The sequence below is a fragment of the Paenibacillus sp. OAE614 genome (genome assembly GCF_040546645.1).
Taxonomy (GTDB): domain Bacteria; phylum Bacillota; class Bacilli; order Paenibacillales; family Paenibacillaceae; genus Paenibacillus_AQ; species Paenibacillus_AQ favisporus.
In genome coordinates this window covers 2,294,832-2,317,137 of the sequence record NZ_JBEPOD010000001.1, presented here as the reverse complement: position 1 = coordinate 2,317,137, position 22,306 = coordinate 2,294,832, and the positions used below count along the sequence as shown (strand labels likewise).

At 54.4% G+C, this 22,306-nt stretch carries 15 protein-coding genes and 1 pseudogene; 1 reads left to right on the top strand and 15 read right to left on the bottom strand.

Annotation, left to right across the window (positions count from 1 at the left end):
• Positions 1-5 precede the first annotated feature (5 nt).
• From ABIE48_RS10920 to ABIE48_RS10895, 6 genes are all read right to left on the bottom strand, one after another.
• Positions 6-884 (bottom strand): carbohydrate ABC transporter permease, encoded by an 879-nt coding sequence (locus ABIE48_RS10920; protein WP_145021122.1) that lies wholly within the window; start codon positions 882-884, stop codon positions 6-8.
• 13 nt (positions 885-897) lie between these two features.
• Entirely contained in the window at positions 898-1,842 is a 945-nt protein-coding gene (locus ABIE48_RS10915; protein ID WP_116231734.1) for an ABC transporter permease, read from the bottom strand.
• A gap of 128 nt (positions 1,843-1,970) precedes the next feature.
• Complete coding sequence (locus ABIE48_RS10910; protein WP_192714575.1) at positions 1,971-3,596, bottom strand: type 2 periplasmic-binding domain-containing protein; 1,626 nt, start codon at positions 3,594-3,596, stop codon at positions 1,971-1,973.
• A gap of 187 nt (positions 3,597-3,783) precedes the next feature.
• Entirely contained in the window at positions 3,784-5,517 is a 1,734-nt protein-coding gene (locus ABIE48_RS10905; RefSeq protein ID WP_192714576.1) for an alpha-L-fucosidase, read from the bottom strand.
• Between the two features lie 15 nt (positions 5,518-5,532).
• A complete protein-coding gene (locus ABIE48_RS10900; RefSeq protein WP_192714577.1) occupies positions 5,533-6,720 on the bottom strand; it encodes a glycoside hydrolase family 88 protein in 1,188 nt (395 codons plus the stop codon).
• A gap of 302 nt (positions 6,721-7,022) precedes the next feature.
• Positions 7,023-7,712, bottom strand: a complete 690-nt coding sequence (locus ABIE48_RS10895; protein ID WP_192714578.1) for an ArsR/SmtB family transcription factor — start codon at positions 7,710-7,712, stop codon at positions 7,023-7,025.
• A gap of 95 nt (positions 7,713-7,807) precedes the next feature.
• On the opposite strand from ABIE48_RS10895, the pseudogene ABIE48_RS10890 reads away from it, so the two are divergent.
• A pseudogene (locus ABIE48_RS10890) lies at positions 7,808-8,423 on the top strand (flavin reductase family protein).
• A gap of 128 nt (positions 8,424-8,551) precedes the next feature.
• On the opposite strand, the gene ABIE48_RS10885 reads toward ABIE48_RS10890, so the two are convergent.
• From ABIE48_RS10885 to ABIE48_RS10845, 9 genes are all read right to left on the bottom strand, one after another.
• The gene (locus ABIE48_RS10885) at positions 8,552-8,965 is read right to left on the bottom strand and encodes a rhodanese-like domain-containing protein (protein WP_192714580.1); all 414 of its coding nucleotides are present in this window, start codon (positions 8,963-8,965) and stop codon (positions 8,552-8,554) included.
• 194 nt (positions 8,966-9,159) lie between these two features.
• The gene (locus ABIE48_RS10880) at positions 9,160-11,277 is read right to left on the bottom strand and encodes a galactose-binding domain-containing protein (RefSeq protein WP_260869207.1); all 2,118 of its coding nucleotides are present in this window, start codon (positions 11,275-11,277) and stop codon (positions 9,160-9,162) included.
• An 86-nt stretch (positions 11,278-11,363) separates the two neighbouring features.
• The gene (locus ABIE48_RS10875; RefSeq protein ID WP_192714581.1) at positions 11,364-14,423 is read right to left on the bottom strand and encodes a glycosyl hydrolase; all 3,060 of its coding nucleotides are present in this window, start codon (positions 14,421-14,423) and stop codon (positions 11,364-11,366) included.
• A 16-nt stretch (positions 14,424-14,439) separates the two neighbouring features.
• A complete protein-coding gene (locus ABIE48_RS10870) occupies positions 14,440-15,447 on the bottom strand; it encodes a glycoside hydrolase family 130 protein (protein ID WP_145021146.1) in 1,008 nt (335 codons plus the stop codon).
• A 34-nt stretch (positions 15,448-15,481) separates the two neighbouring features.
• Positions 15,482-16,309: a carbohydrate ABC transporter permease gene (locus ABIE48_RS10865; protein WP_145021149.1), complete on the bottom strand. Its 828-nt coding sequence runs from the start codon at positions 16,307-16,309 to the stop codon at positions 15,482-15,484.
• Positions 16,310-16,322: 13 nt separating this feature from the next.
• Positions 16,323-17,225: a carbohydrate ABC transporter permease gene (locus ABIE48_RS10860; RefSeq protein WP_145021152.1), complete on the bottom strand. Its 903-nt coding sequence runs from the start codon at positions 17,223-17,225 to the stop codon at positions 16,323-16,325.
• A gap of 76 nt (positions 17,226-17,301) precedes the next feature.
• Positions 17,302-18,663: an ABC transporter substrate-binding protein gene (locus ABIE48_RS10855; protein ID WP_145021155.1), complete on the bottom strand. Its 1,362-nt coding sequence runs from the start codon at positions 18,661-18,663 to the stop codon at positions 17,302-17,304.
• Between the two features lie 192 nt (positions 18,664-18,855).
• The gene (locus ABIE48_RS10850) at positions 18,856-20,505 is read right to left on the bottom strand and encodes a response regulator (RefSeq protein WP_145021158.1); all 1,650 of its coding nucleotides are present in this window, start codon (positions 20,503-20,505) and stop codon (positions 18,856-18,858) included.
• Positions 20,468-22,297: a cache domain-containing sensor histidine kinase gene (locus tag ABIE48_RS10845; RefSeq protein ID WP_192714582.1), complete on the bottom strand. Its 1,830-nt coding sequence runs from the start codon at positions 22,295-22,297 to the stop codon at positions 20,468-20,470. Before ABIE48_RS10845 ends, ABIE48_RS10850 begins: the two co-directional genes overlap by 38 nt.
• Positions 22,298-22,306: the final 9 nt, after the last annotated feature.

Genomic DNA, 22,306 nt, shown 5'->3' with positions numbered 1-22,306 from the left:
GTTTTTTATTCCTTGATGGCGCCGATCAGCACCCCTTTGACGAAATACTTCTGCAGGAATGGATACAGGCAGATAATCGGCAGGGTCGAGACGATGATGGTGGCGTATTTGATCGTTTCGCCGATCGCATACTTGTCGTCCGCAGCCACGCCGGTGGACATGGAATCGGTGGAATTGGCGATGAGGATTTCGCGCAAAACGAGCTGCAGCGGGTACATCGTCCGGTCACGCAAATACACCAGCGCCGGAAAATACGAGTTCCAGTGCCCAACCGCATACCAAAGAATCATGACCGCGATGACCGGCATCGAGAGCGGAATAACGATTCGGAACAGAATGGTCATCTCGCCGGCTCCGTCGATTTTGGCCGATTCTTCGAGCGACACGGGTACGCCCTGGAACGCCGTCCGCATAATGATCAGGTTAAACGTGGAGATCGCTCCCGGAATCAGCAGCGCCCAGGGCGTATTCATCATGCCGAGCTTGCCGACGAGGATGTACGTCGGAATCAGTCCGCCGCTGAACACCATCGTCAGGACGATCGCAAACATCATCAGGTTTTTAAAATACAGGTTCCGGCGCGACAGCACATAAGCCCCCAGAGCCGTCATAAACAGGTTAATGGCCGTTCCTGCGGCCACGTAAAACAGCGTATTCCGGTACCCGCTTGTGATCATCGGGTTCTTGAAGACGGCTTTGTAAGCATCAAAGTTAAATCCAAGCGGGCGCAGGAGGATGCCCCGGTGCTGTATAAAGCTCGCCGCGTCGCTCAAGGAAGCGAATAATACATATAGGAACGGGTACAGTGTAACGAAGCAGAGCAGCAGCATCAGCAGCGTATTGATCACGCCGAATACCTTTTCGCCGTTCGTTTGTGCAATCATCGGATGATTCCTCCTACCACAGTTTGTTTTCGGACACGCGTTTGCTAATGGCATTCGCCGACACGATCAGAATCAGGCTGATGACGGAATTGAACAGGCCGACCGCCGCGGTAAAGCTGTAGCTCGCCTCCAAAATCCCTTTTCGATATACATAAGTGGAAATAACATCGGCCGTTTCGTAAGTCAGCGGATTGTACAGAAGAAGCACCTTCTCGCTGCCCACAGACAGCATGTGTCCCATGTTCAGAATGAGCATGATGACAATCGTGGGCATAATGCCCGGAATGGTAATATGAAACGTTTGTCTCCAGCGGCTTGCACCGTCGATTTTGGCCGCCTCATACAATGTAGGATCGATATTGGCGATCGACGCTAAATAGATGATGGAGCCCCAGCCGATGCCCTGCCAAATGCCGGACGATACGAAGATGAAACGGAACCAGCCGGCCTCCTTCAGAAAATCGATCGGATCGACGCCGATGAACCCCAACAGCTGATTGATCAATCCGTCACGGCTTAGAAAGTCAAACATCATCCCCGCGACCACGACGATCGAAATGAAATGCGGCAAATAGGAGATCGTCTGCACGAATCGCTTGAACGCCATTTTGCGGATCTCGTTCAGGAGCAGCGCCAGCAGGATCGCCGCCGGAAAACCAAATAGCAGATCATAGAAATTAATCAGGACCGTATTGCGGATAAGCCTCCAGAAATAAATGCCGTTAAAAAAGCTGTCAAAATGCTTGAAGCCGACCCATGGGCTTCCCCAGATCCCTTGTGCCGGCGAGTAATCCTTAAAGGCGATCAGGAGACCGTACATCGGTCCGTAATGAAAGATCAAGTAATACGCAATGACGGGGAGCGCCATGAGATAAATGATCCAGTTGCGGCGGAGATCCTTACGGATGGTTTGCCCCGTGGTTAGATCGGTCCGGCTGCGCAGCGGGCGCTTCTTCATCAGTTTCTTATCGGTTACCTGCCACATGTAACCCCCTGCCTTTCCTGCGGAATGTGGTGTTGGAACAAGGGGCGAGCCGGGAAGCGGACATCCTCTGCCCGGCATCTTCGCCGCCTTATGCTTTTGGATTAACGCTTATTGAACCGGTCAAGGGCGGACTGCTGGATTTTGATCGCGTCGTTAATGCCCATCGCCTCGATTTTCTTCACGTACTTATCGAAGTTGTCGATCGGCTCCGCGCCCATGATGAATTTGAGGAACATCTCGTCCTTGTACGTGTTGATGTCCGTCATGATCGAAGCGAATTGGGAGCTCTCGTCCTTGGTCGGCGTCACGAGCGGCATTTTGCGTTCCCCGGTCGGCTGGGACCATACGGTCAAGGCATCCTTCTGGTTCGGGAGGGCCAAATACTGCATCTGGAATTCATCGCTCAGCACGAACGGAGCGCTCCACGTCGAACGGTTATGCTTTGCAAAGGATTGCTGGAGACTGACGCCGCTAGGCGGGTTCAGCACCTCTGGCAGGAAGACCGGCTTGCCGTCCTTCATCGTATACGCTTCTCCTTCTTTGCCGTAATTGAACAGGAGATTGCCCTGTTCTCCGTAGGCATAGTCCAGCCACTTGACCGTTTCGGTCGGGTTCGTATTGCTGGTCGAGATGGCGGCGCCGATGCCGTTCGTGGCGAAATCCTTTTGTCCCCAAATCGGCTTATCGCCTTTGTTCAGTACCGGATACGGAGCGGCCATCAGGTTGAATTTCGGATCCTTATCCTTCATCAGGTTGGCGTACTTGCCGATGCCGCCGCCATTATACGTTGGAGCGGCGCCCAGCTGGTTGCCGGTCATTTTGGCATCGAACAGCTTGTCGTTCGGAGCGGCGAAATCCTTGTCGAGCAGCCCTTCCTTATACCATTGGTTCATCGTGGCCAGGAATTCCTTGTACTCCGGCTGGATCGGTCCGTATTTGACGCTGTTGTCGATCTGGTAGAAGCCGTAGTTGATGCCCCATGCGCCAAGGAAAGGCGCATCCGTGCCGATATCGTCCTTCGTAAAATACAGCGGAATTTCGTCGGCTTTCCCGTTGCCGTTCGGATCCTTCTCCTTAATCGCCTTGAGCACTTCATGCCATTCGTCGATCGTCGTCGGCATCTGAAGGCCCAGCTTATCGAGCCAATCCTTGCGGATCGACGGGCCGTAGAAGACACGGACCTTATCGCCGCCGCGGAAGAACGGGAACATATAGAGGCTTCCGTCGTCGGTGGTCACCTGCTTTTTCCAGTCGGGATGCTCATCCAGCAGTTTTTTCAAATTCGGTGCATATTGGTCGATCAAATCGTTCAGCTTAATAATTTTGTTGTCCTGGATCGCTTTCTCCGGTCCCCCCGGATACCCGATCCATGAAGTTTCGATCACATCCGGCAGTTTCTCGGAGACCATCATGAGGTTGAACTGCTCCTGAGCCTGAGTGGAGTCGGTCGGCGGATGCTGGAAGTCCACTTTCACGCCAGTGATCCGTTCCAGTTCCTTATACATGCCCATTTCCGCGTACGTTTTCATTTGGGCGGCTGCAGCGGGGTGCATGCTGACCCAATAGGTCAGGTGGGTTAATTTTTCCGGTTCGGCTGTTTTTCCGCTAGTGGATGCCTCCCCTTTCGCCTGATCGTTTCCCGAGGTGCCGCCGCAGGCCGCAAGCGACAGAACCAGGGCGGCTGCAAGCACCGCAGTGCCCCATTTTTTAGCTGCTTTTTTTCTCATGTAAGCGCCTCCTTTTTGAAATCAATCCAGTTGACCGGACTCTGATTTAATGTGAAGCTGCCGGTACCCAAAGTATAGGGAACCTGCCTGTTCCTGCGATACTGCCGCTTTGAAAGGAGCGCAGTATTTTCGTAAGATGACGGACTGATCTTTTTAATGCTGCCTTAACTTTTCTTCATCCTGGCGGCTAATCCTGGACCCGCACAAGCCTTAGGGCACGCAGCTTTACCGCGTCGGCATGCCAGATTTCCGTGAATTTAGGAGACGGGTCCTTCAGTTTGGAAGAACGGAGCGTCAGCCTATGGATTCCCGGTTCCAGCCACGTCACTTGTCCCAATCGGGACTGTATCGGGATGTAGGGATGCTGGCATGATGGAGAATCCGGATCCTCCCCGTCTTCCGCCGGATCGGTAACCAGGCAGCTTCCATCCGTCTCCAAGACGACCGGTTCCGGATACAGCCCGGGCCAATCCTGATCGTGCCGCTTGAAGCTGATCAGCATCAGTTCATAGGTGCCCGGCTGAACGAGCTTGAAGGTCCACTCCGCCTGCCGCAGCGCCGGAATCCCCTCTGCCTCGTCTTCCTCACTGACAAGGGTTACGCTGGCTTGGGGGACATCCAGCTGCAGCCGGCCGCCGTCAAGCTGCGTTAACGTCCGGTCGAAATCAGGCTCTCCGGCCATTTCCAGGGCAATAACCGTCACATGCTCGTCAGCCGGTTCGGTTGGAAGCTCCACTTTGAGCACATGCAAATCGAGCCCCTCGTCAACCGATTGCCTAAACGCCAGTTCTTTTTTCTCCGGATCGGCCAGGCAGTATATACGCGATACCTCGCCGCGGATACCGTGCATCACCAAGCCGCCCGCAGGCCATTTGTCGTTATGAACGTGCACATACACTCGTCCCGGGCGGGTTGTCACCGCTCCAAATTCCAGCTCGGCCGGAAACGGACTGCCTTCGGTGCCGTAAACGGCGTCGCTGTTCCGCCGCGTCCATTCTCCGACCTCCCGCAGTCGCTCCGCGGACAGCTCCGGAATCGTTCCTTCCGGCGTTGGACCGACATTCAAGAGCAGGTTGCCGCCCTTGCCGATGACGTTTACCAGCTTCTTGATCACCGCCTCCGCCGTCTTCCAAACCTGGTCCCGGTCCGTGTAGCCCCATGACTGGTTCAGAGTCATCGGCGTTTCCCACGGCCGCTGGTCTTCACCGCTCATCCCGATCTCGTTATCGCCCTTGGAGACATAATCGCCCATGCCGATAAAGTGCGACACCCTGGAATTAATAAGGCAGTCCGGCTGCAGTCCTTTCACAAAGGCCACCATATCGCGGCTGTCCGCTTCCGATAACCCGCCTGCCGTATCAAACCAGAGCAGGCCGACCGGCCCGTAAGAAGTAAGCAGCTCCTTCAGCTGCGGCTTCGCCTTGCCTTCCCAGTATTCGGGAAAGTGCTTCTCCGCCAGATGGTAATCCCAGGTGTTGTTATGCTCTTTGTGCAGCGAATGGGGATGGTGCCAGTCAATCACATGCGAATAGTAAAAGCAGAGTACGATTCCCGCCGCGCGGCAAGCCTCGGCAAGCTCCTTCATCGGATCGCGCCCAAACGGTGTCGCGTCCACGATGTTGAAGGGATCGGCCTTGGAATGGAACATCGCAAACCCGTCATGATGCTTGGCCGTGATGACGATATATTTCATCCCTGCGTCTTTGGCCAGCTGTGCCCAGGTTGCCGCGTCAAACTGCTGCGGATTAAAATCCCCGGCCAGTTTCTCGTACTCGCGGACGGGGATCTTGTCGGCGTACATGACCCATTCGCCCTTGGCCAGCGCTGCGTACAGTCCCCAGTGGATGAACATGCCAAACCTCGCATCCGTCCACCATGCCGTGGCCGGATCGCTTCTCTTGTGCACTTCTTGCTCTCCCATACGTGTTGCCCCCTTCTACCAATACGGCTTCCAGTCCCGGGTTACGCGAACCAGCGCCTCGTACATGTAATAATCGCCCCAGATGCAGCACTCGTCGACGCCGTTTCCGCCCGGCTTGCTGTATACGGCATGCAGCAGAATGCCGTTCGACTCCGGCTCGTGCCAAGTCATATAATGATCGACCAGGAATTTCAAAATCCGCAGTGCGGCATTTTCGTACAGCCGTTTCAGCGGATCGGTCAGCGGCAGATGCGCCGCCGTCTCAATCAGACCGCAGACCGCAATGGCCGCCGCGGAGCTGTCCCGCTCCTCATCCCCTTCCGTAAATACAAGATCCCAGTAGCACACCTCGTCCTGCGGAAGCCGGTTCAGGAAGTAATTCGCCAGCCTGGCCGTCAGCTGCAGATACCTGTGATCGCCGGTATAGCGATAGGAGAGCGGAAAGCCGTAGATCCCCCACGCCTGTCCGCGCGACCAGCACGAATCGTCCGCATGCCCCTGCGCGGTGGAGCCGTACTTCGGCAGTCCCGTGGCGATATCCATATAAAAGGTATGATAACTGGACGCGTCCTCCCGAATGAGGTGTTCCGCCGATTTCCGGGCGTGAGACTCGGCCGCAGCCTTATATTTGGGGTTACCGGTCACGTCCGATGCCCAGTACAGCAGCGGCAGATTCATCAGGCAGTCAATGATGATCCTCCCCTGCTGCCTCGGATCCTGCAGGTTCCCCCAAGCCTGGATGATCCCCGCCTTGTCCCAGTAACGCTCCATCAGCAGATCGGCTGCCTGTACGGCGAGCGTCTTGGCATCCTCGTTGCCGGTCAGCTTGTAGGATGCGACGCAGGACAGCGTATAGAGGAATCCTAAATCATGTGTGTCCGTATAGCGCCGTTCCTCCACTCTCCTGCGGTAGCTGTCCAGCTGGCCTTCCGCGGCGGCGCGGTATTTGGCATCGCCGGTCGTTTCGTAAGCGAGCCACAGCATCCCGGTCCAGAATGCCGGCGTCCACTCCGTGTTTCCGGTCTGCCGGTATACCAGATTCGTGCTGGCCTCCGACGGAAACGTGTCTTGAAATGTCTGGAGATTCCGGTCCACCTGCCGCCGAATAAATTCCATAGCCTCCAGGCACCTTTCCCGCGTAAGCCCGGAGTCCTCCTTATACCTCCCTGAATTCTTGATGACCTCGTCCTTCACCTGCTTCATCGCTGCCACCCTCTCTGATTGTTGATATTGGCGTTCGTCATGAACTGAATTGTAACCAGGCCATGCTCCCTTCACAATCGCCGTTATTCGTGGTCGCACTGCCGTTTTTACTGGTTGCAGCAGGATATGAAAATTCGTCGGTCTCCGAAAAAAACGTCAGGAAGGTCATCAAGCCAGGATCGAAACCGGTGTCTACAAGGTCTACAAGCTTGCAGCGGCATCGAGCCGAGCACGAAAAAAAACGACCCGGCAGCGGCGGCTCGTTACTGAGCCGCAACACACGGATCGTTTGAAATTCAGGATCAAGGGATCTCGATATGAAAAGTCTCCCGCAGTCCGCGGACCCCCTCATCGGTAATGCGCAGCGCGCGCGTCCCTTCCATGCGCCGCAGCCATTGCAGCTCGAGCAGCCGCTCAAGCAAAGCGCTGCCCAGCGAGCCGGCCAAATGCGGCGTCCGCTCGCTCCAATCCAAGCATTTGCTGCAGAAGCTGCGCCGCTTTTTCCGGACCGCTCCCACGTCGATGCCCAGATGTTCGAAGAAGGCGGCCCCTTCCCCGGTAATCGCAAAGGCGTCTGCTTCCTCGCGGATGACGCCGCCCTCGATCATCGCGTCCCTCAGGCGGATGCCCAGGTCTCCGGCGACATGATCGTAACAGGTTCTCGCCCGCCGCAGGTGGCGGTTTTCCTCGGATTGCCTCAGCGACTTGATCTCAACCGGCGGCGCAAGCAATAGCAGCGTCTCTACGACGGCAGCCACGTCATGGCTTTTCAAGCCGTAATACCGGTGCCTTCCCTGCTTGTGCATGGCGACCATCCCCGCTTCTTCCAGCTTGGCCAGATGGTAACTCGCCGTCTGCGGCGTGATCCCCGCCATATAGGCAAGCTCGCTCGCCGGATGGAACCTTCCGTCCATCATGGCGGTCAGCATTGCCGCACGCGAAGGATCGCTGATCATGGCCGCGGGATGAGCCGCAATCGGTCCTGCCTTCATCCTGCCCCCTCCTTTGCATTCCACATTTCGATGAACATTGTAATATGAACCGGTTACAATGTTCAAGTACATCTCAACAAGGAGGCGTTTGCCAAATGACCGCAGCAGAACCGCAAACCCGTGCCATCACACCGAAGATTTTATATTATGGCATGCCTGTCATTCTGATCACCACGCGTAACGAAGACCACACATCCAATATCAGCCCGATCTCTTCTTCCTTTGCGCTGGGGGACAACATCATCCTCGGCATTTCAACGAGCAGCAAAGCCTATGACAATTTGACCCTTCACCCAGAGTGCGTCATCAATCTTCCTTCCGCCCCACTGTGGGAGAACGTGGAGCGAATCGCCCCCTATACTGGGAAGACCGTTGTCCCTGAGTTCAAAGAAGCCTTGGGGTTCACGCACGAAAAGAATAAGTTCGCCGCAGGCGGCTTCACCCCCCATCGATTCCGAGGCCGTGCAGCCATCGCGCATATCCGAATGCCCGATCCAGATTGAAGCACAGGTTCAGCGGATGACGGTGCCGGAATACGATCCGTTCTTCGCGATCGTGGAAACCCGTGCCGTCCGGGTCCATGCCCATAGCGACATCCTTATTGGAGAACATCATATCGACCCGCGGCGCTGGAATCCGCTCATTTACAATTTCCGTCACTACTTCGGTCTGGGAGATCCGTTGGGAGCGACTTTCCGATCGGAAACGTAAGCCCTTTTTGCCACCATGTTTATTCAACCGGATATCTCTAAACAAAAAAAGCCCTCAAAGACGCACTGTCTTTGAGGGCTTGCCGGCCGAAATTCTAACGTATGCCTGCGTTTATTGCTTATTTCCTATCAGCGGCAGCAATCGGAGCAGCATACCGCCGTCCCCGTCTGGCCCTGGCGGTTCTTCCGTCCCGGATCATCCTTGATGATATACAGCTGACGGAAGCCGACCCGTTTCAAGAATCGGGCCGCCTGTTTGCTCTGCCGACTGCTGCCGCCCAGAATCACAACCGGCTCGGAGGTGGACAGTTCCTTTTTCCAAAGATACGGCAGCCGGCCGAGCGAAATATTGACCGTGCCATTCTCATGCTCCCGCAAATAATCCACCGGATCTCTCACGTCCAGCATTTTGATGTCTTCCTGATCCCTGGCGATGACCTTCAAATCGTCGGGACGGATGGGCGTAAGACCATGGACAGGCAGGATATTCCGGAGCAGCCATACTCCAATGACGATAACGGCTGCCAGCAACAACCAAATCATCCGCTTTCCTCCCTGGTTATATTGTAGCGAGGGATCATGTCCTTAGCCGCTTCACAGCAGCATAGTGCTGCCATACAGCAAAATGATGCGAATCGGACATGCATCCATTAACATTTTCTATAAGCCATTAACAAATTTGATTATAACCCCGGGGAGGAAATTGTCAATGCAGGATATGAGCTAAACCAGTTTAGTTATGGCCCGTATACTTCAAATTCCCAAATGGAATAACCGTATTGTGTTGCCCTGGCGATGCCATACATCCTGACGTATCGCGCGTTTGTTTCCGCGAAGGGGATGGTTTCAAGACCTCCCTTTCCTTCGGTCGTGGAGTATACATCTCTCCAATTCGCTTCGGAGGACGGATCGTCGGCCACTTGGATTTTATAGCTCTTTCCATAGGCCGCTTCCCAATACAGCCTCACTTCATTGATCGCTTTGCGCGCTCCCAAGTCTACGTAGATCCAGCCCGGGTCCACCCCGCGTTTGGTTCCAAACCGAGTGGTCATGTTTCCGTCGGTAGCGTAAGGGGCCGTGTCCACCGTTCCATCGTTCGACGATCCGACAGCGGGCCGGCCCAGGGCCAGATTCGTCCGGGGGAGCGGCTCCTCATGCTGTACCGGCAAAATCGTCACATCGCTATAATAATCTTTGCTCAGAAAGTTCATTTCTTGAAGCGTGGCGGCGGGCGTGCCGCTTCCCGGCATATACACGTTATCGAACAGCAGGCCGGTAATCATGGCTCCATCCTGCCCGTTGATTTTGGCGAAGCTTTCGCCCGCGTCACGGACCGTAATGTCCTTGACAGTGACGCCGCTGATCGGCCCCACGCCAAGATTCCCTCCGTTAACAGTAAACATCGTCATCCATGCGCTATTATCCTCATTTTTGCCGCTGATATCCTCGACGTCCATCCGTTCAAACTTGACGTTCTCGACCATTCCCGTACCGTATTTATGGTGAATGGCAAAACCCACGGCCGCTTTATAGACGACACCGTCCCGGAAAGTGATGTTCCGCTGGTCCTGAAGAACGCCCTGGCCGATCTTGAATCCGTAGCATTTCGTCCAAGCCACGGCATCCTCGATTAAGACATTCTCAACGGGTTCGGGTTGGCCCGGCCAAGGCACCTTTCCCGATGCAATATCAGTATTCTCCGCCCACGCTTTCGTGGAGTAAGGGTCATCCAACGAGATGCCGATGGAATGGCGGACCACGACGTTTTGCGACTCCGTCACGTCAATACCGTCGTTTTCTCCCATATTCAGGCTGTTGAACATTTTTAAATTGGTAAAAGTCAGATCGTTGGAACGAACCGGTACCACCGCCCAGGCGGACGACTCCCGAATGAGTACCCCGTCCATCGAAAAGTGGGACGTTGCGATCGGAACGACCAGGTTATTGATCATTCCGGTGCCGTTTGTGCTCTTATCGTCATGGAGAGCCTGCCCGTTGCCGTCGATCGTACCCCGGCCGTAAATCCGGATGTTGGTCGAATGGAAGGCTGTTGAAATCCACCAGGTTGCGGGCCGGCCCATCGAATCTTTAAACCAGTGCTCGACATAATCTGCCGTCCTGCCCGTACCGACGAACGTTGCGCCTGGTTCCATGTATAGTGCCGTGTTGCTCTTCAGTGTAAGATTGCCTATATAATACGTACCGGCGGGAATGTAAACAATACCCTGTGCGCCGCCCCCTTGACAGGTCCCATACGCGCTTGCATCGTCGATGGCCTGCTGAATAGCAGCCGTTCTATCCGCAACTCCCGTGATCTGTCCGTCGGTAACCACTCCGTATGGAGCCTTTGAGATATTGAAGATCCCCTTCCCTTCCTTGTTAGGAACATCGGTTTCCGCCGGATCGGCCGCGATGACCATCCGGGTAGCCCGATTGTTCATCATAACGATTAGATACTCGTCGGTTTGTGCTGTGAAGGTCATCGTTGTTCCGACAACTTTATCCGCCGCAATGCCGAGTTTCTTCGGACTGATCGAGTATTCATGCACCTTGTCCGTATTCAGAATCGTAAGCTCATACGTAACCGGACCTTTGGACATGGAGAAATGGGCATAGTCATAATCTCCGTACCCCTTGACCACGGGAATCTCCACGCCGTTGGCTTTAAGCGTATAGTTGACCGATGCGGCATATCGCTCAGAGGGCGTATATTTATAGATCGTCGCTGGCGCCGTTACGCCAGTTTTAACCCTCTCCATATTTTTTTCCGCCCGGACATTCGTCCCCGTCATCCATAACGAAACAACCAACGTGAGCACCGATAAAGCGTAAAACCATTTCTTAATCTTGGCCACCGAAATTCGCCTCCTTCATTTGTCCGTGAACCCTTTCCATATGATGGACACATCTGTTTGCGGTTTGAGTGCTTCTGTTTGCCTGTTTATAAAGCCCTCAGCGTTTCCAGCACAATCTGCGGAACATCCGATAGCCCAAACCTGACAAAAGCATATCGCTGCGCATAAATCGAGGTGCTGGGATCGAGATCCTTGTCTGTCCATCCCGGTGTATTTTTAAAGCTGTCCGGTCCTACCTTATACACCTCGCCTTTGATATGGTGATGAGGACCCAGCACATTCCGGCAGCTGCCCGTAAGCTCCAATTCGATCCGATTCTCTCCTGGCTGCAAGTACGGTGTAATATCGGCCTCGTATGGCTCCCACACGAAAGCGCGGATCTCCTTCCCGTTGATGCTCAGACGGCTGACAATGGCATCCGGTGGTTGCCGGAACTGCCAAAGGGCCCGAATCCAATCGCTTTGCGGCAAAACGACGGTCTGCCCCAGCGTGACGGTGCCTGCGAAAAAAGGAAATCCCTGCCTGGTCAGGTCATCGGCATAAATCTGAACGGGCTGTTCGGCCAAGAAAAATGGCCCCTCGTTTAAAACGGCACGGCGTTCGCCGAACGTCCACGGTGATGCGGATTGAACCGAAAAATCCCCCAGCAAATAGATGCTCTCGAGCTCCGTCTCCAGCGTGAGCTTGTTGCCTTCGGTTTCGAATTGTTCTGCACGCTCCAACGCCCTGCTTACCTCAGCGGAATGAAGGAAGGTTGTTCTCAGACCGATTCGGTTGATCCCCTGTACCGTCAGGCCCCGGATATCCACCTTTTTAAAGGAGGTATCCATCCACCAGCCTGCAGCTGCAGGTTCAAGCGGTTGACCGTTGATCGTCATCTGAAACTGTTGGGGATTTTCTATGGCAAGATACAAGGGCTGATCTCCCGTTGGGCTTACCTGACTAAAGAATTCGAATTCCAGGTCAACCTGAACGGAACGCCCGATTTGAAGTACATGATCCTGAACATGAAACATCGGCACCGGATCGGACCAATCCCCGTTTTCGACCCGAAAACGGCATGTGTCCAGCGTCAGACAGTTCATGCCCGCTGCGGTGATCTTCCACGGCTCGTTTAGCCGGATAATTGCCTCTTCCACCGCTTCTCCCGCCGTCTTCACGGGCACCCGAAGCTGCTGCTTCTTTGCCGGGTCCAGCTTGATCACCAGCGATCCAGCCGCGTGCAGCGGCAAGGTCACCTGCACGCCGCCGTCCATGACCTCCCAGCTAACAGGCCGAACCTCCCCGCTTTCCAGATCGACCAAAGATAATTTACCAGTACGATAAATGCGGACTTTCACTTCACCATAGCTTTTCTCGTCCGAATTGACCAAATAAAACAAAGTGGAAGCGTCTAACTCCAATTCCTGAACGTTAATTCCATCGGATACAAAAGGCAAACCCGATAAATCTGTCAGGCCAATGCTCTGAGGTGTTATGCGGAATATATGCTGCGCCAACGCTTCCCGGTTCCAGGCAGGCTTCAGCGCCTGGGCGATCCACTTCCCGGCTTCCGGTCCGGGTTCTCCGCCGACCAGCCGCGGAAAAGGCTCGAAGGCCAGCACGGTGCCACCTTCCTGAACAAATCGCTGCAGAAGCTCTGACAAAGCCGGTCCGACGGTGACGGATGGCGGAACGATAACGACGCTGTATGCGGCTGCTCCTACCTTAAAGCGGCCTCCTTGGACCTCGCCATGACGCTCAATAATAAATTCGCTTCCGTAGTCGTGCCCGATCAGCGATTGGCACAGCCAGCGCGACAATTGCGCAAAGGCGTCGTGGTATGGATCGGTCGCGGAAGCATCCGTGCCCGTCTGAAGAACCCAAGCCGACCGGGCCGGATGAAGCAGCAGCACCTCCGCCTGCCGTTCGCCCTCCGACAGCAGCATGGACAGCCTTGCGAAATAGTCATTGAACAGCTGGTAATCAGGCCACCAGGGCTGCTGATAGAAGAGTGAAGGAGGGTAATCGCGTTTGCGCAGGCCTTGCAGTGAATAGCTCTGCAAATGCGGACACAAAAGGTTGATCCCGTGCACGAACTGCCATTCCCCGATCCGGCGAAGCTCCTCCAGGCTGACGTTCCAGCCAGAGCAGCCGAAGCTTTCCGTAATCGCTCGGCTTTTGCCCAGCTGCCTAGCGACCGAGCTCACCTGCTTCGGAACGACCGGGTCTTTGCCGACGAACCGTCCCAGCCAGTCACAGCCCGGAATTTGCAGGTATTCGTAGAAGGACATCGGATCGCCTACCGCGGTCACCTGATCCATTAGCGTCTGCTCATCGACGACATGTCCCGTAGCGGACCATCCCCTGCTCCCGCACCATTCGCCGATTTGCTTGGCATAAGCTTCCGTGAACATTTCCGTAACACAGAGCCAATAGTCGTATCGGACTTTACGGCAGCCTTCCGTTTCGATAAATAAGGCAGGCAGGTGGGCAAGAAGGGAGTAGTTGAACTTTTGCTCAAAACCAGCGGCCAGCTCGAACGACCACGGCAGGTGCCGGCGGGCGAACTGCGGTTCATCGGTAAATACACCTCGAATCACCGACCCGTACGATTCCCCGAACCGCTCCCAATATGCGTCATAAATCTCTCGTATAAAAGCGCCGACCGCCTGCTTGCTCAGCGTATCAATATAACAGGGATTCACTTCGTAATACGCGCGAGCGTCAGCTTTGTCGAGTTCATCCGAATCCAGAAGGTGGAATCCTTGATCCGTCCGCTTGTATAGCGCAATCGTGCCCTCGGTCCCGCGATCAAACGGAGCGTATTCAACAGCCAGTCTCTTTTGCTGGTACTCCACCCCCAGCGCGGGAATTTTGCCGTCTCCAAATCCGCTTGGCCAGCCGTTCTCGTCGTACAGCCAAGGCTCCATGCCGAGCTCTCGGCCCTTCTCAATGCAGATGCGGACCGCTTCCATCCATTCCTCCCCCATGTAAGGCGTCTGGAGGCCGCCCCGGGCATGCATGAAAAAACCTCCGATGCCGGCGCGATGCATCTCCTCGATCTGCCGAATGAGTTCCTCCTGATCCAGCTTGTCATTCCAGGACCAAAGCGGCACCGGACGATATCGGGACGGCGGACTCTCCAGGTGCTCCCATACTGTCACATTCCATCCCTCCCTTTTAGCTGTCCAGGCACAGTTTCAACAGTTCATCGATATGGGCGGAAGCCAGGCATTCTACCGTATCTGCCGCGCCGTAATATATTTTCACTTCGCCGTCATCCTCCAGCACCATGCCTCCCGGAAAAATAACGTTGTTGCGAAAACCGCCGTCGGTCTCATATTCGAGTTCGGGGGCGAGCAGCGGTTCGCTGTACATGCCGACGATCTTCCTTGGATTCTCTAAATCGAGCAGCATAAGTCCAGCCGTGTAGCGCTTCTTCCAAGCGTCCTCCCATCCGTTTTTGCCTCGCCCCGGATCGATGTCAACTGCATGAAATGTCGTAAGCCATCCTTTCGGCGTTTTGACCGGCGGGGCAGCCGGCCCAATCTTGTCGTTGGCGAACGGGACCTGCTCAACTGACATCAGCAGATCGGAATTGCCCCAATATTTGAGGTCTGGCGATTCGGAAATCCACATGTCGAACCGGTCGATTCCGCCCCGGCTGTACACGGTGAACGGCCGCTCCAATCGGACATAGTTGCCCCCGATTTTCTCCGGAAACAGCACCATGTTGCGCAGATCCGGCGTGGACAGGCTCAGGATTTCAAAATCGATAAAATCGTCCGTGACGGCGACCCCGCCGCGGATGCCGTGATGGGTATCGACAGCGAAGCACATGTAACAGCGCCCGTCGATCACCGTCAGACGCGGATCGTAGGCTCTCACGATTTCCTCATCGCGAAGTTTAAAGCACGGCTTCGGCTGCACTTCCCAATGGATGCCGTCACTGCTGAACGCGACGCCGAGATCCGTTGTGTGATGCGGCTCGAGCGTCTGCTCCTCCGGCGATCCGTAATCATTGCGGAATACCATTACGTACCGTCCATTAAACTTGGTCACGCCGGCATTAAAGACCAGCGCCGTCGGGTAGGGCACGCGCGCTGCATCCAGAATAGGATTCAGCGGGTGGCGCCGGATGACGGAACTGGATGAGAGCTTTCCTATAATCGGCATACGTAAACTCATATTGAATACAACCTCCTTGATTCAATTGGCGCCGTTATCCCTTCAGGGAGCCGGCGGTCATCTTCATAAACGACTTGTTGGCAAACAGATACACGACGAGGATCGGCAGGATCGACAAACAGGCTCCCGCCATCATATAGTGCGTTTGCGATGCCGCCGAGACGCCGTATTTCAGGTTCGCGAGTCCTACGGTCAGCGTTTGAAGCTCCGGCTTGCTCAGCGTAAACACGAACGGCAGGAGGTACTCATTCCAGGCCCCGCGGAAAGCGAACAGCGCGCAAACGCCCAGCCCTGGCGTAAGCAGGGGCAGGACGATCGTCCAGAACGTCCGCCCCCGCGAGCAGCCGTCGATCCGGGCCGCTTCATCCAGCTCGTTGGGGATGCCGGTCATAAAGCTCTGCAGGATGAAAAAGGCCGACGCGTGTGCGCTGATCAGGATCAGGACGACTCCCCACAGCGTATTGTGCAAGTGCAGCTTAATCATAAGCTCGAACTGCGGACGCAGAACCACCGCGCCGATGGCGACGAACATCGTAAACGCCTGCATGCCCACATAAGCTTTTTTACCTGGGAACTCCATCCGGTTGACGACGTAGGCGGCCATCGATGAAACGAACAAAATGCCAATGGTCGAAGTGACGGCAACGAAGAGGCTGTTCACCGTGTAGGTCGAAAAGTTGGCCTGCTTCCATGCTTCGGCATAATTGCTGAACTGCCAGATCGTCGGCATGACCGTAGCGCCTGCAGTCAGCTCGGCATTGGTCTTGAACGATCCCAATATCGTGATGAGCACCGGGAACAGCGTCAGGAACGCGACCAGCAGCAAAAACACCCACATCACGGCTCTCGATGCGATTTTCATAAACGCGTCCCTCCTATTCGTATTGGCTCATTCGCTTGGAGCCGTAGAAATAAAGAATCGTAATCAGGCCGACGATGACGGCCGTGACGAAAGCAACCGCACTGCCATACCCCATCTCCTGGATCTGGGTCGCGGCACCCGATCCGGCTGTAGGGAAGAACAGCTTATAAACGTACAGAAACATGACGTTGGTTTTTCCCACGGGGCCTCCGTCCGTCATGACCATAATGCTCTCGTAGCCTTTGAGCGCATTGATGATGGCCAGCATAATGATCATCTGCATGACCGGTCCAAGCATTGGAATGGTAATATAGCGAAACTGCTGGAGCTTACTCGCTCCATCCAGGGCGGAGCTTTCATACACGTCCTCGGGAATGTTCTGCAGCCCGGCCAGAAACAGGAGCATATAATTGCCGACGGCGCCCCATACCGCCACCAGGATGACCGTCAGCATCGAGTAGTCGACGCCCAGCCAGTCCACGGCGCTGCCAATCAGTTTATATTTCATCAGAAATTGGTTGAGGATGCCGTTATACGAATTAAAGATCGTGAAGAACACCACCGCCATGACGGCGGTACTGATAATCGTCGGCATAAATATAATGGCCCGAAGCACATTTCTGCCCCGAATTTTCTGATTTAACAGGACGGCCAGAATGAGTGCAAGCGGAATCGAAAGAACCAGCTTGCCGCCGGCATACACGAACGTATTCACGACGGAATTCCAGAACTCATGGTCCTTGAACACGCGCGTAAAATTATCGAGCCCGATGAATTTTTCGGCTCCGTAACCTTTGTAGTCATAGAACATATATCGCATGGCCCAGGCAATCGGATAGATGCCAAGAACAACCGTTAGAATAAAGCTTGGCAGGATATAGCTATAAGAAAAGGCGAGGTTCTTCGCTTTATTCATCTACTCTCACTCCTTGTGATCTATTCCGCCCGGATAGGAAAGGGATGGGGCTCCCCCCATCCCGCCGGACGTTTGTTTATTTGGTGTATTGTCCGGCCAACTTCGCAGGGTCGAAATCGGGCATCGGTTCGGCCTTGACTTCACCGCTGGCTTTGGCGGCATCGAGTGCCGAATTATACCGTTGATTCAGATCCGCTATGATCGCATTCAGGTCCCCTCCACTGACGATGTACTTAAAGAAGGCGTCGTCAGACTTGGTGCCTTGAACCGCTACAGTGGGAGCGACCGGCCACACGCCGTCATATTTGTTCGGGAGGAAACCTTCAATCCCTTTAACGCTCGGAGTAGCCGCAACTTCGCTTACGGACGGCACCATGGCGATGCCAAAGCCCTTCTCCTGATACTGCTTGAGCGTTGAATCGTTATACATGTACTGCATGAATTTCCAAGCCGCTTCCTTCTCTTGGGTCTTGGAACTGATGGCAAGCCACTGGCCGCCAAGGAAGCCGGAAGCGCCTTTGAAGCTGCCGTCGATAGATGGGGCGGGTGCAGCTGCCCAATCGATCTTCGCCGGGAACTGGGATTGGTAGACGCCGGCTTCAGCCGAGAATGACAGATACATGCCGATTTTCCCTTCGGCAAACTGTGCCCGCAGCGGGTCGATGTCCAAGGACTCGACGCCGGGCAGCATGCTGCCGTCATCCTTGATTTGCTTAAACGCCTCAATGATCGGCTTAAAGGGACCGAAGTCATAGCGCGCCGTCTTGAAGTCGTAACCGAAACCGCCATAACCGCTGACCTCGGCGATAACCCGTGCGGAGCGTCCCAGCGCACTGGCCGGGCTCTTGAAGTTCTGCGCGAAGCCGTAAGCTCCGCTGGCCTTGCCGACTTCAGTGATCTTCTTGGCGTCCGCGACGAGCTCATCCAGCGTGGTCGGCGGACTGGCGATACCCGCCTTTTCAAAGAGCTCCTTGTTATAGATCAGCCGCATCGTCGTCCCGTAGTTCGGCAGGCTGTAGCGTTTGCCGTCAAAGCTGTTCAGGTTATCCATAAGCGGAAACTTTTCTTTAAGCTCATCCGTCATGAACTCGTCAATCGGTGACAAAAAGCCTTTCTTGTAGAACGTCTGAATCGTGTTTTCCTTGACGCGGATCACGTCAGGCGCTTCCGAAGTCTGAAATGACATGTCCAGCGCCTGGTCGAAGTCATCGCCCTTGATGACCAGTTCCACTTCAATGTGATCCGGATTCGTTTTGTTAAATTCGTCAACCAGTTCCTTGATGTACTCGGAGTCGTGGCGGTCACCGGTCCAATAAGTAATTTTCGTCTTCGTACCGGAGGATCCGGATTCCGGATTGGCCGAATCCTTGCTTCCGCATGCCGTTATTCCTCCGATGATGGCCACGCACAACGCTGCGGTCCACAATTTTTTCTTCATGGTTTGACCTCCCTAATCTTCTGTCCGGACTGTTCTTCCTCATTATAAATTCATGCAAGTTCCTGCATAATGCGGGAAACCACACATTCAGGGCAGGTTTTTCCACACCCTCATCAGCACAGCAGCCCTGCTTTCGTCCATGACAAGAAAGCAGGGCTGCTCTTCAGTTAAATAGGTAAAATGAATGGTGGTCTAGGCCATATCCACTGGCGGTTCCATCTTCCCCGTGCTGTACAATTTAAACTCGGACGGGGTCATATTCGTATGCTTCTTGAAAATTTCACTGAAATACCGTCGGTGCTCGTAGCCCAGCGACTGCGCGATTTCCTGCACCTGATATCCGGCGACCAGCATTTCCTTGGCTTTTTCCATCCGCTGGTGAATCAGGAACTGCTGAAAGGAGATGCCGATCACTTTTTTAAACAGGTTGGAAAAATATCCGGAGCTGATATTAAACTGTTTCGAGCAGTGTTCCAGTGATAGATTCAGGTGGAGGTTGGCGCAGATATAATCCTTAGCCCGATAAACCAGCTTTGTCGGCTCGTCCGAGCGTTCCCGTTCGATCCAAGAGCACGCCTCCAGACAGATATCCTTCACCGAATCTTTCATGGTCTGGAAAGAAGACTGATCCGCATCCGAGACCGCATGCCACATATCTTCCAGCCGGCTTACCCGTTCCTGCGGAAACAGCTCCAGCATCGTCCGGCACATTTTCGATACGAGCTCAAAGCATAAATTTTGCACATGACGAGGTTCCGGCAGCGGATCACACTGCAGCAATCCATTGAAAATCTGCTCCAGGATCAAGCGGCATTTATCCGCGTTGCCCGACTGCAGGGCGAAAAGAAACTCCTGTTCCGTCGCTGCGGAATAGTTCGGCAGAACCTGCCTCTGCTCAGGCTGGGACAAGCGATTGTAGCTGCTGATGCCGTTTCCTTCGGTATAAAAGTGGTAGGCCAGGGCGCTGACTGCTTGATTGTAGGCCACCGGCAGCTCTTCAATTGCTGCCACGCCCTGCCCAAGCCCGATGGAAACCGTGGAGCGGGTGAATTGGAAAATATTATGACGGCAGGCTTCCGAAACCTGTTCGGCAAGCAAATGGTCCGAACCGTTGATCAGACAGACAAAGCGGTTTACCGCCTCACTGAACACCACGCCATTCGTGAATGAAAGAATCGTCTCCTCTAGAATATTCCGGAGGCTGAACCTAATCAGCTCTACCTCGCGTGCCGGCTGGGAACGGTACTTATTCATGAAATGGTCCAGTTCCACGATGAACAACTGAAAATGTGCCGGCTCCAAACGGATGCCCAGCCGGTCCCATTGACGCGAGGCTGCCTCCGTGCTTACAGGATGCTTAATCAGGAGCGACAAGTATTCCTGCTGCAGAACAGGAAGGCCTTTTCGCATATCCTGCTCCAGTTCCAGCCTTTTCGACTGCTCCAGCCGCTCCGTGTCCGAGGCCTCCTTGGCTTTCAGCACTACGCTCACGATCTCATCGATGGAAAACGGCTTCTTGACGAAGTCGAATGCGCCGAGGTGAATCGCCTGGCGGGTATAAGAAAAATCCGTATAGGCGCTTAAAATGACGATTTTCGTGGCAGGGGCGATTTCCAAAATCGCCCGGGTCATGGCCAGCCCATCCATTTTCGGCATCCGGATATCGGTCAGAACGATGTCGGGCTTCGTCTCCTTTACCATTCTTACGCCTTCTTCTCCGTCAAGGGCCGTCCCCGCCACTATGATTTGATGATCCGCCCACCTCGGCTTTTTTGAAATCATGTCAACGACGCTCTTGATATCGTCAATGATACACAGCTTGGTCATGATTTGCTCCCTCATTCAATCCACCTTCCCCTGATGTCATCGGTATCCACAAGTCGGTTCTAGAGCCCTTGCCAGGCGTGCTGGTCAGGACCATCCTTGCCTCTTCTCCGTAAAAAAGGCTCAGCCGGTGTTTAATGTTCTTCAGCGCATAGCCCTTCTTTGATGAAGGGGGCAGCAGCAGCGCCTGCTCCACCTTATCTACGTCCATCCCTTTGCCGTTATCTTCGATCGTCAGGTGAAGCCGTTCCCCATCCCTGCCCGCAGTGACCCGAATTTCCCCGCCGGAGGTGAAGTCCTCGAAGCCGTGCTGGATGCTGTTCTCAACGATAGGCTGAAGCAGGATTTTGGGGAGAGGGCACCTCAGAAGCTCTTCATCGGTGACGCTGGCTTCGTAACGAAACAGGCCTTCATAACATTTTTGTTGAATGGCGCAGTATTGCTGAACATGAGACAATTCCTCCTCAAGCGAATTCCAGTCCTTGCCCCCGCTTAAGCCGATCTGAAACATTTGGGATAAAGCCATGATCATGTCATTGACGTCGTCATTCTCGCCCAGGACCGATTTGCAATAAATCGTGTTTAGCGTGTTATATAGAAAATGCGGCTCCATCTGGGCCGTCAGCGCCCGCATCTCTGCTTTGAGCTTCCCTGCCTCGCTCTCTCTTACGTCATCGATCAGCCGGTTGATCTCGTCGAGCATCCGGTTGAATTGATAGCCGACTTGGGCGACCTCGTCATTAGAGCGGCTGGAGAACCGGACGTTCAGGCGATTGTCCTCCACTTCCCTCATCAGCCTTTGCAGCTTGAACAGCGGGAGCAGAAGCAGCGAGGTCAGTTTGCCCGACAGAAGCCAAGACAGCAGCAGGAAGACCACCATAATCAGTATGGTTGTCCGCTTGACGCCGTTCATTTGAGCCAGCAGCTTGTCCTTTTGCTGAATCCCGAACAGACGCCAGTCGGGAACCATGGAGGACTTCGTGTAATTGACCAGGTAATCGGTCCGGCCGAATTTGTGGAAAAAGAATCCTTGACTGCTCTCAGAAATGCTGCGCAGAAACGGCTCATCCTGATTCAGCGGATGCTGCAGCGACCAGGCCGTTTGAATGACCTCCTCCCCTCCCGAATCCACGATAAAATAATCGTCATCATCGTTTGCAGTGTGCTTGTTCACCGTGTTGATCAGGCCGTTCTCATTGACGTTGACCACAACAAAAACGTTCGTGCTGGTAACATTACCCTGCGTGCCTTTGGTCATGAAGGAGACGACCCTGCTGTTTCCCGTAAAGAACTTATCGGTATGCCCTTTAGCCCACAGGCCGCCGTCGTTGTCTTTGATATCGTAATAAAAATTGGATTCGTAGAAGGACTGGGTCTGGGAACGCCGCTGCGATACGGGGTAAAAATCCCCGATCGGCGTGGCGATCAGGATGCTTTCAATCAGCGGCTCGTTAAACGTGACCTGTGACAGCACGTACTGCAGTTCCGACAGATGCACGTAGTAATTCGCGATCGTATTACTCTGGACATCCAGCATCATCTGCTTAAAAGCATCGCTAAGCATCAGCGACCGCACCGAAGTCGAGATGCTGTAGAGCTTATCGTCCAGAATCTGGGCTGTTTTATTGACCGTCTCTTGGCTGGACGCAAACGCATTCTTCTGCAGCTCTCTTGCTGCAATCCCGTAGGCTGCGATACCGACCGTCCCAACTGCAAGCGTTATCATGACGATAAAAGCCAAACGGACCCTCTGTTTGAAGGAGATTCCGTACATCCTCCGTTTGATCCGATCCGTCCACTGGATAGTCATAGCTTGATC

Bases quoted from the DNA above. Each gene is read 5' to 3' on its own strand.
- ABIE48_RS10920 (WP_145021122.1), bottom strand. From the start codon at position 884: ATGATTGCACAAACGAACGGCGAAAAGGTATTCGGCGTGATCAATACG.
- ABIE48_RS10915 (WP_116231734.1), bottom strand. From the start codon at position 1,842: ATGAAGAAGCGCCCGCTGCGCAGCCGGACCGATCTAACCACGGGGCAA.
- ABIE48_RS10910 (WP_192714575.1), bottom strand. From the start codon at position 3,596: ATGAGAAAAAAAGCAGCTAAAAAATGGGGCACTGCGGTGCTTGCAGCC.
- ABIE48_RS10905 (WP_192714576.1), bottom strand. From the start codon at position 5,517: ATGGGAGAGCAAGAAGTGCACAAGAGAAGCGATCCGGCCACGGCATGG.
- ABIE48_RS10900 (WP_192714577.1), bottom strand. From the start codon at position 6,720: ATGAAGCAGGTGAAGGACGAGGTCATCAAGAATTCAGGGAGGTATAAG.
- ABIE48_RS10895 (WP_192714578.1), bottom strand. From the start codon at position 7,712: ATGAAGGCAGGACCGATTGCGGCTCATCCCGCGGCCATGATCAGCGAT.
- ABIE48_RS10885 (WP_192714580.1), bottom strand. From the start codon at position 8,965: ATGATTTGGTTGTTGCTGGCAGCCGTTATCGTCATTGGAGTATGGCTG.
- ABIE48_RS10870 (WP_145021146.1), bottom strand. From the start codon at position 15,447: ATGAGTTTACGTATGCCGATTATAGGAAAGCTCTCATCCAGTTCCGTC.
- ABIE48_RS10865 (WP_145021149.1), bottom strand. From the start codon at position 16,309: ATGAAAATCGCATCGAGAGCCGTGATGTGGGTGTTTTTGCTGCTGGTC.
- ABIE48_RS10860 (WP_145021152.1), bottom strand. From the start codon at position 17,225: ATGAATAAAGCGAAGAACCTCGCCTTTTCTTATAGCTATATCCTGCCA.
- ABIE48_RS10855 (WP_145021155.1), bottom strand. From the start codon at position 18,663: ATGAAGAAAAAATTGTGGACCGCAGCGTTGTGCGTGGCCATCATCGGA.
- ABIE48_RS10850 (WP_145021158.1), bottom strand. From the start codon at position 20,505: ATGAGGGAGCAAATCATGACCAAGCTGTGTATCATTGACGATATCAAG.
- ABIE48_RS10845 (WP_192714582.1), bottom strand. From the start codon at position 22,297: ATGACTATCCAGTGGACGGATCGGATCAAACGGAGGATGTACGGAATC.